This window comes from Virgibacillus salarius, from assembly GCF_039521925.1.
GTDB classification, from domain to species: domain Bacteria; phylum Bacillota; class Bacilli; order Bacillales; family Amphibacillaceae; genus Virgibacillus; species Virgibacillus salarius.
This window is the reverse complement of record NZ_BAAACY010000106.1, coordinates 1-8,814: the sequence shown is the minus strand read 5'-3', so window position 1 is coordinate 8,814 and position 8,814 is coordinate 1. Positions and strand designations below refer to the sequence as shown.

7 protein-coding genes are annotated in these 8,814 nt (G+C 37.9%); 2 read left to right on the top strand and 5 right to left on the bottom strand.

Annotated features, from left to right (window positions below; genetic code table 11):
- Positions 1–463: 463 nt before the first annotated feature.
- The 3 genes from tnpA to ABDZ84_RS13720 form a co-directional block, all read right to left on the bottom strand.
- The gene (gene tnpA, locus ABDZ84_RS13730) at positions 464–934 is read right to left on the bottom strand and encodes an IS200/IS605 family transposase (protein ID WP_026681813.1); all 471 of its coding nucleotides are present in this window, start codon (positions 932–934) and stop codon (positions 464–466) included.
- A 333-nt stretch (positions 935–1,267) separates the two neighbouring features.
- Positions 1,268–2,932: an arginine--tRNA ligase gene (gene argS, locus ABDZ84_RS13725; RefSeq protein WP_026681814.1), complete on the bottom strand. Its 1,665-nt coding sequence runs from the start codon at positions 2,930–2,932 to the stop codon at positions 1,268–1,270.
- Positions 2,929–3,366 (bottom strand): YwiB family protein, encoded by a 438-nt coding sequence (locus ABDZ84_RS13720; RefSeq protein ID WP_034679229.1) that lies wholly within the window; start codon positions 3,364–3,366, stop codon positions 2,929–2,931. The genes argS and ABDZ84_RS13720 overlap by 4 nt, the downstream gene beginning before the upstream one ends.
- Before the next feature lie 625 nt (positions 3,367–3,991).
- Between ABDZ84_RS13720 and ABDZ84_RS13715 the strand changes: the two genes are divergently transcribed.
- A complete protein-coding gene (locus tag ABDZ84_RS13715; protein WP_161629276.1) occupies positions 3,992–4,162 on the top strand; it encodes a hypothetical protein in 171 nt (56 codons plus the stop codon).
- 66 nt (positions 4,163–4,228) lie between these two features.
- On the opposite strand, the gene speB is transcribed toward ABDZ84_RS13715, so the two are convergent.
- Positions 4,229–5,101, bottom strand: a complete 873-nt coding sequence (gene speB / locus ABDZ84_RS13710; protein WP_026681816.1) for an agmatinase — start codon at positions 5,099–5,101, stop codon at positions 4,229–4,231.
- Positions 5,102–5,119: 18 nt separating this feature from the next.
- The gene (speE, locus tag ABDZ84_RS13705) at positions 5,120–5,947 is read right to left on the bottom strand and encodes a polyamine aminopropyltransferase (RefSeq protein WP_026681817.1); all 828 of its coding nucleotides are present in this window, start codon (positions 5,945–5,947) and stop codon (positions 5,120–5,122) included.
- 417 nt (positions 5,948–6,364) lie between these two features.
- On the opposite strand from speE, the gene ABDZ84_RS13700 reads away from it, so the two are divergent.
- Positions 6,365–8,407, top strand: coding sequence for a transglycosylase domain-containing protein (locus ABDZ84_RS13700; RefSeq protein WP_034679230.1), 2,043 nt, complete (start codon positions 6,365–6,367; stop codon positions 8,405–8,407).
- Positions 8,408–8,814 lie beyond the last annotated feature (407 nt).

The window sequence follows — 8,814 nt, the reverse complement described above, 5'->3', positions numbered from 1 at the left end:
GTTGAAGTGGCCGGCCTTCGCTATTATCAGGCTCTACAACGCTAGCATGAAGTAACACAGCTGCTTTTATACTCACGGATAGCAATTTTCACTTTACCCATTGTAAAAAAAGTCAACCTATTACTTATGACAAGAATTGGTGCACCTTCTCATAGCGGAGACTAATTACGTAGACTCCTGCGGGATTAGCGCGAGCCGAAAATCCACTTTGCAACGTGTTCTTCTTTGCAAAGTTAGTTGAGGCCGTGCCCGCGGAAAGCGAAGCAATTAGTCGGAGCATTGCCAATATACATCAAACATTTCAAAATAACTACTTGGCTTAACGCAGTCATTGCACTGATTTTATACTTTCTTAACTTATAAATCAAAGGCTGAAAGCCTTTGTTACCGACCTCGGCCTTAAAGGCCCACCGAACGGGTCTCCCATTTGCACCACATTCACTCACTGATTCTAAAGAATCTTCTATTTCTTCTTATTTTTTTGGCCTGTAAACGGGTCGTACTCTTCGAATAATGTTAATTGATCACCCATGAAGTCTTCTCTAAGCTGATTTCTAATGTATTCTTGTATTTGCCTTCTATTTCTACCCACTGTATCAGCATAGAAACCTCGGCACCAAAACTTTCTATTGCCATATTTGTATTTTAAATTGGCATGACGATCAAAAATCATCAAACTACTTTTACCTTTTAAATATCCCATAAATTGAGACACACTTATCTTTGGTGGAATACTTACCAACATGTGTATGTGATCTGGACAGCCGTTAGCTTCATGAATGGTTACACCTTTCCTTTCACATAAATCTCGAATAATTTGACCTATACTCTTTTTATACTTTCCATAAATAATTTGCCTTCTGTATTTTGGAGCGAAAACTATATGATACTTACAATTCCACATTGTGTGTGCTAAACTATTCTTGTCCTTCATTGGACACGCCTCCTTCTTAGGTGAGATTTAGTGGTCGGGAAACCAACTTTATCTTACCATGAAGAGAGGCTTTTTTTGACCCCACGCTTAAAGCTTTCCGGAACCCCTGGCACAGCCAGGGGTTTTCAAAAACATAAAAAAGCTATTTTCCACGTTGATGTTGGAAAATAGCTGTAGCTTTTAGAAAATACCGTTTTTTTCTTTGCAAGTTTGTTATGCCTATCGAACGAATACACTCGCTTTTCACTAACGAACGTCCAAGTCTCCTCATTTCTATTTGTGCGTTTTTCTCCTTGATTAAAACACTTTTGTTTTCGTCTCTGAATCTTTTTATTACATCTTTTCAGGTGCTGTTACACCAATTAGTTGAAGTGCATTAGAAAGCGTAATTCGAACTGCTTTCATTAATGCAATTCGAGCTTGAGTTCTCTCCTTATTATCTATATCCAAAACCTTTTCAGCATTATAAAAGCTATGCAGTAAAGTTGCAAGATCGTATACATATTGCGTCACTTTATGTGGTGTTTGCTTTTCAGCAGCATCTGCTACAACCTGTGGAAATTCAGCTAGTTTTTTCAATAAATCCGTTTCTTTCTCAGAAGTGAGTAAAGATACATCCATTGATTCTTCAGTCAAAAGCCCTTTGGCTTTAGCTTGCTCTAGCATTGTACAAATACGAGCATGTGCATATTGTACATAGAACACTGGATTATCATTTGATTGTGAGCGTGCAAGGTCCATATCAAAATCCAATTGGGAATCATTTGAACGAGTTACGAAATAGTAACGAACTGCATCCACACCAACTTCTTCTATTAATTCTCTTAATGCAACTGCCTTGCCTGTTCGCTTACTCATCCGAAGCTTTTCGCCATTTTCAAATAGATTTACCATTTGAATAATTTTCACATCAAACTTTTCTACTGGATAGCCAAGTGCCTGTATTGCTGCTCGCATACGCGGAATATAACCATGGTGATCTGCTCCCCATACATTTACGATCTTATCAAAACCTCTATCTAATTTATTCTTATGATAAGCTATATCTGGTGTAAGATATGTGTAACTACCATCTTGTTTAACCAAAACACGATCCTTATCATCGCCAAAATCCGTCGTACGGAACCACGTCGCGCCATCTTTTTCATAAATGAAATTGTCTAATACATCTAATGCTTCCGTAATTTTATTTTCTTTATATAAGGAACGCTCCGAGAACCAAGAATCAAATTCAACACGAAACTCTGCAAGATCCTTTTCAATTTTACCAAGTTCATATTTTAACCCATACTCTTTAAAGAAGGCTAACCTGTCCTTCTTCTCTTTAACTGCCCATTGATCGCCGTATTCTACACCCAGTTGCTTACCGATTTCTACAATATCTTCACCATAATAACCATCCTCCGGCATTTCAGCATCGTTACCTAATGCTTGTAGATAACGTGCTTCTACTGATAGAGCTAGATTATCGATTTGATTTCCCGCGTCATTGATATAATATTCACGTTCCACCTCATATCCAGCAGCATCTAACACATTGCATAAAACATCGCCAAACGCAGCTCCACGAGCATGCCCTAAATGGAGATCCCCAGTAGGATTTACTGATACAAATTCCACCTGAATTTTCTCACCTTGACCTGCATTTGTTTTTCCGTAAGATTGTTGTTCGCGCAGAATCGTTGGAATTATTTCACCAAGAAAATTGTCCTTCATGAAGAAATTAATAAAACCAGGCCCAGCTATTTCAACCTTATCTACAGCTGCTTCAGCCTTATCTAAATGCTTAACAATATCATCGGCGATTTGTCGAGGCGACTTCTTAGCAATACGCGCTAGCTGCATGGCAATATTTGTAGCAAAGTCTCCATGTGTTTTATCTTTTGGTTTTTCTAATATAACATCTGGCATCTCCGCTTCGTTTGTAAGCTCTGCCTGAATAACTGCTTTCGTAATTTGCTGTTTTAATATATTCTCTGTTTGTGCTAAGACATTCATGTCATGTCCTCCTCTTTAATCGTTACATCGATTTTATGTTGCCGTTCCTCTTGTCCATTTAGTTTGACAGTATAAGCTATATGTAAACTTCCATCTTCCCGGGCTTTTAATGGGGAATACAAAATAGATTGTGTGAAGGTTTCCATATGTATGCTGCCATAAGGATGCTTTAATACATTTTCTGTCGTTTGCCTTTCCTGGAACTGTTGATTCATCGTAACGTTACCAGAACGCTTAATATTTACCCTATCTGATTGAATAGTAATAAGATTTTTAATGACCGAATTATCGTCTGCCATTTCTTCAAATGTAAGTACATCCAAGCTTCCTTTTTTGTATAAAAATCCATTTTGCTGAATTTTATTATATTCCATTTGACCATTATCGTCGATCGTCGTACAAAGTTCAATAGCCACTTGCTTATGTAAACTCATTATATCGCCTCAACTTTAGATAAATCCTACCAGATTATAAGCCTTTTATAAACATGTATTCCTGTGTATTCTATTATAACAGAATATTTTTATCAAGCATTGATGTACCAAGGTTTTATAAAGTGAAACTTCCATCCGGCTTTTACTGAAACAAATACGTACAAAGGCTTAAATCGCCACGTCCTGTGGCAACGCCTTTGTGACCTACTTCCATGTAGGCCCGAACCAATCGGGCATTTACTGGCAGTTGATCCCACACTTAACCATATTTGTTTTCTTCATTGTAAACAACATAAAATTTGCTTCTTTACCTTACGTACTTCATCACTTTTTTTATACGTTCACAAGCCGATTAATTCCAAACATTATCTAAAATTCCATTATTAACACATATCTTTAGTTGCCAAACAATGCAGCCTCGATACATATCGAGCACTTGTTTTTTATGCATATGCATAATGTTACGAGAATAACGCTCGTGTAGGATAACTAGTGAGATACGAGCATTCACAGGAAGAATACAGGAAGCAGGTAAAGAATTTCAACCAAATATGTGACGGTAACCTTACTGTGTAAATTTTATATTTATGATATCATCTAGAAAATATATGTTAGGAGTGTTTTTTTGGACATCTTTATAACTATAGTTTTAATTATTGCCATTTTCGCTTCAATCGCTGCGTGGATCAATACCCAGACTATTTTAAAAGAATTAAAAGAAATAAAAGAGCATTTGGGTTTGAAGGGTGAGCAGAATGTCACGCCTCCATTCATTAAAAATGATCTCGATAAATGAATAACAGACCCTTTCAATTAAGGAGGGTCTGTCTGTGCCTAAATTATGAATAGACATTATAAGCTATTATTTTACCCAACCAAGCAACATTTCACGGATGAATTTACTTGCTGCAATCGCGGTCTTTTCCGAATGATCGTAAATGGGTGCAACTTCCACTACATCTGCACCAATTACCTCAACATTTGCATTTGCAATAAGCTGAATCACGTCTAACATTTCTGCAGAGGTAATACCACCCGCCTCCGCTGTACCAGTACCAGGTGCGAAGGCTGGGTCTAATACGTCAATATCAATGGTCACATAAACTTTTTTACCGGCTAGCTTTGGCAACATTTCCCTAAGTGGTGCAAAAACGTTGTACTTTGCCATATACATGCCGCTTTGCTTAGCAAATTGAAACTCCTCACGCATACCTGAGCGAATTCCAAAAGAATAAACATGATGAGCCCCGATCAATTCACAGATTTTTCGTATGGGCGTAGAATGAGAAAGGACTTCTCCTTCATATTCCTCTCTTAAGTCGGCATGAGCATCTATATGGATGAGAACCATGTCTGGATACATCTCATGCACTGCTTGAATTACTGGCCACGTAACTAAATGCTCCCCACCTAATCCAAGGGGGAATTTACCATCATGGACTATCTTTGAAACATAATTTTTAATTTCAGTTAAGCTTCTTTCCGCATTGCCAAATGGAAGTGGGATATCTCCTGCATCAAAATAACTTACTTCTTCTAAATGCTTATCCAAATATGGACTATACTCTTCAAGACCAATTGAGGCCTCACGAATTCGTCCAGGACCAAATCGGGATCCAGGTCTAAAGCTTACGGTCCAGTCCATTGGCATTCCGTAAATAACAGCATCTGCTTGATTATAATCTTGGCCAGCCATAATAAAAACTTTCCCAGAATAGGCTTCATCAAATTTCATAAAACGATCCTCCCCCTCTTAGGTCAGCAAGTCATTTACAAACTTAGGTAAAGCGAAAGCAGCCATATGCAGCTCAGAAGTATAATACTTTGTATTGATTGTGCTAAATCTTTCTTCTTTTACCTTTTGTGGATCATGTATTTTACTTCCCATTGTAAATGTCCATAATCCACTTGGGTACGTTGGAATATTAGCAGTATATAATTTTGTTATAGGAAAAATTGCTTTGACATCATGATACACCTGTGTAATTAGATCTGCTTTAAACCAAGGATTATCCGTTTGTGCAACAAATATCCCATCATCCTTTAATGCTTGAGAAATACCGGTGTAAAACCCTTGTGTAAATAGATTAACAGCCGGGCCCACCGGTTCCGTTGAATCTACCATAATGACATCGAAGGCTCGTTTGCTATTTGCTATATATAAGAAGCCATCCTCTACTTTGACTTCAACCCGAGGGTCTTCAAGATAGCCAGCTATCGTGGGCAAATATTTTTTGGAATAGGTAATCACCTGCCCATCAATTTCAACTAGTACAGCTTTCTCTACGGAAGGGTGCTTTAGCACTTCTCGTATAACGCCCCCATCTCCGCCTCCAACAACTAACACATGCTTTGGATTAGGATGAGTGAACAAGGGAACATGTGCCAACATCTCATGATAAACAAATTCATCCTTTTCTGTAGTCATTACCATATCATCAAGTACAAGCATTTTTCCCCATTCTTCTGTTTCTATTATGTTTAAATCCTGATAATCCGTTTGCACGGTAGTTAACGTTTGCTTTATTTTTGCTGTAATTCCAAAATTAGCTGTTTGCTTTTCAGTAAACCACATGCTCATACGAACACATCCTTTCCATATAACGACAATAAAATTATAGAGAAATTTGACAAAAAGACAAGCATTTTTTTCACATACGTTTATTTGCCTATATCTTTTCCCATAATGCTAGTAAAGAACACATAAATTGTAACTTTATGGAGAAAAGGATATGTTCATTCACTAAACATTTTCGGGTTATTCCCCACCTATATAATGAAAATTCAATCCATTGGGGGTTTTGTTTATCCACCTCACTGATTGTTAGGTGAACTAATCTTTACTGGCGGTTGATCCCCCACTTACCAATAGTGGTTTCTCTTTATTGCTTGAAGTGGGGGGCATACTCCCAGTTATATGCGGGATAAAAGTGAAACTTTTTGACCTGACTTTGATAAGCTTTTTTTACCTTTAACTTAGGATATGAGGGAAAAGAACATGGCAAAAAAAAGAAAGATACGAATACATAAATTATTTCTGATTAGCATTGGATCTCTATTCCTTACTGGAATTTCCTTATTTATCTTTGTTTACTTGCTAAGCTTTGTTTTAGGTCCTCCAGAATTAGCAAATGATCAGAATACCATTCTATATAGCAGCTCAGGAGAAATCATTGGCGAACAGCATGGAGGAGAAAATCGAGAATGGGTAAATCTGAAGGATATGTCGGAGGCTGTTATCCAAGCTACAGTAGCGATTGAGGATCGTAATTTCTATGAACATCATGGATTTGATATAAAGCGAATCTTTGGTGCACTATTAAAAGACATTCAAACATGGTCACTAAAAGAGGGAGCCAGCACCTTAACTCAGCAATATGCGCGAAATTTATATTTATCACATGAAAAGACATGGTTACGAAAGATGAAGGAGGCATTTTATACTGTTCGTTTAGAGATGTTTTATTCAAAAGATAAAATCTTAGAGGGGTATTTAAATACGATTTACTATGGACACGGGGCATATGGTATCGAATCGGCAAGTAATTTATTCTTTGATACAAGTTCCAAACAGTTAACGTTAGCGCAAGCTTCCATGTTAGCAGGTATTCCTAAAGGGCCAACCTATTACTCTCCATTAAATGATAGTAAAAGAGCAGAAGATCGACAGAAGCAAATTTTACAGGCAATGTATCAGCAAGACAAGATTACAGAAATGGAGTACAAACAGGCCGCTCAAGCGAAGTTAGTATACAAAAAATCGAATGCACAGGAAAAAGAGCGAGTAGGTCCCTATTTTCAAGACTTCGTAATAAAGGAGGCTGCTGATCTGCTAAATATGGAAGTTGAAGGGATACGTTCTGGAGGCTACCAAATTCACACAACACTTCAAAAAGATCATCAGCTACAATTAGAGGAACAGATAAATCATGCGATTACACCTACAAGTGAAGTACAAGCAGGAGCCTTAGCAATGAATCCAAATACTGGAGGAATCATTGCAATGGTTGGGGGACGTAACTATCAAGAAAGCTCCTTTAACCGAACCGTTCAAGCAAAACGACAGCCTGGTTCTTCATTCAAGCCGTTCCTTTACTATGCTGCTTTAGAGAATGGCTATAAACCGAATACGATGCTACCAAGCAAACCAACTACATTTCAATTAGCAAATGGGGAAACCTATCAACCAAGTAATTATAATGGCTATTATGCTAACAAGGAAATAACGTTAGCCCAAGCATTGGCATTATCAGATAATATATATGCCGTTAAAACAAATCTGTTTGTTGGACCTAAAACTTTAGTAGAGACTGCAAGGGAATTTGGGATCACAAGTAAACTTCCAGAAGTTCCTTCACTAGCACTTGGCTCAGCAGCTGTATCTATGAAAGAAATGGTTACTGGATACAGTATGTTAGCAAATGGCGGGTACAAGATCGATGCTCATTCCATATCCAAAATTATTGATCATAACGGCAAGACCGTCTATAAACATAAATCTGAAAAGAAAAGTCAAATACTTGACCAGAGAAAAACATTTATTCTAACGCATTTAATGACAGGGATGTTTGATCACGAACTTGATGGGTATATGCCCGTTACGGGTTCAACAATTACCGATCAACTAAATCGACTCTATGCTGGAAAATCTGGATCAACCAATTCTGACAGCTGGATGATTGGCTTTAGCCCCTCAATTGCCACTGGTATTTGGATAGGCTATGACGATAACCGTAAAATCGAAAAAGTTGCAGAGGAACGATATGCAAAGGAAATATGGGCTGATTTTATGCGAAAGTCTCATGAAAATTTACCAAACGAGACCTTTTCTGTACCCAGCGGAGTCATTGGAGTACCCGTTGATCCTACAACCGGAAAGCGTGCCACTCCTTATTGCAATACAAGTAGGGTGATGTTCTTTGAGAAAGGTACAGAGCCACATGAATATTGCACGGAGCATTTCCATCACAACCAAGAAGATAAGGATATAAAAAGAGAAGATAAAAGCATCGTCGAAAAAATATTCGATCTCTTTGATTAACCATTTTTACCTGAGCAAGATTCATCAAACAAACAGTCTTGTTGAAACTCGAAAAATTTTTATGTGGCGACTGGAACGAGTCAACGAAGAATCACAGTTAGTTTGCTCGTCGATGATGACTTAGCTTAGGGTGAGTCGTTTAGTTTCTGGACGCTGGAGTTAGACGCCGCTCAACAGATCCATATTTATCTACATGGGCTAAATTTATAGTATCCTATACTAAGAAAAACGGAGCAAAATTCGCTCAGTCCTTATCACTAAATGCTCAGATTCACGCTTCCTCTAGTAGCTATTATGGAATAATAGCTACTGCTTGCTTGACCACCACTCCGGCTGTCCACTTCCCTTTCCGTGGGGTTTGTCCTTCAGCTAACTTTTTTAGCAAAACCCGCTCAAAAAAGTGGATC

Coding starts and splice junctions, on each gene's coding strand:
- tnpA (WP_026681813.1), bottom strand. CDS start 934: ATGAAGGACAAGAATAGTTTAGCACACACAATGTGGAATTGTAAGTAT.
- argS (WP_026681814.1), bottom strand. CDS start 2,932: ATGAATGTCTTAGCACAAACAGAGAATATATTAAAACAGCAAATTACG.
- ABDZ84_RS13720 (WP_034679229.1), bottom strand. CDS start 3,366: ATGAGTTTACATAAGCAAGTGGCTATTGAACTTTGTACGACGATCGAC.
- speB (WP_026681816.1), bottom strand. CDS start 5,101: ATGAAATTTGATGAAGCCTATTCTGGGAAAGTTTTTATTATGGCTGGC.
- speE (WP_026681817.1), bottom strand. CDS start 5,947: ATGAGCATGTGGTTTACTGAAAAGCAAACAGCTAATTTTGGAATTACA.
- ABDZ84_RS13700 (WP_034679230.1), top strand. CDS start 6,365: ATGGCAAAAAAAAGAAAGATACGAATACATAAATTATTTCTGATTAGC.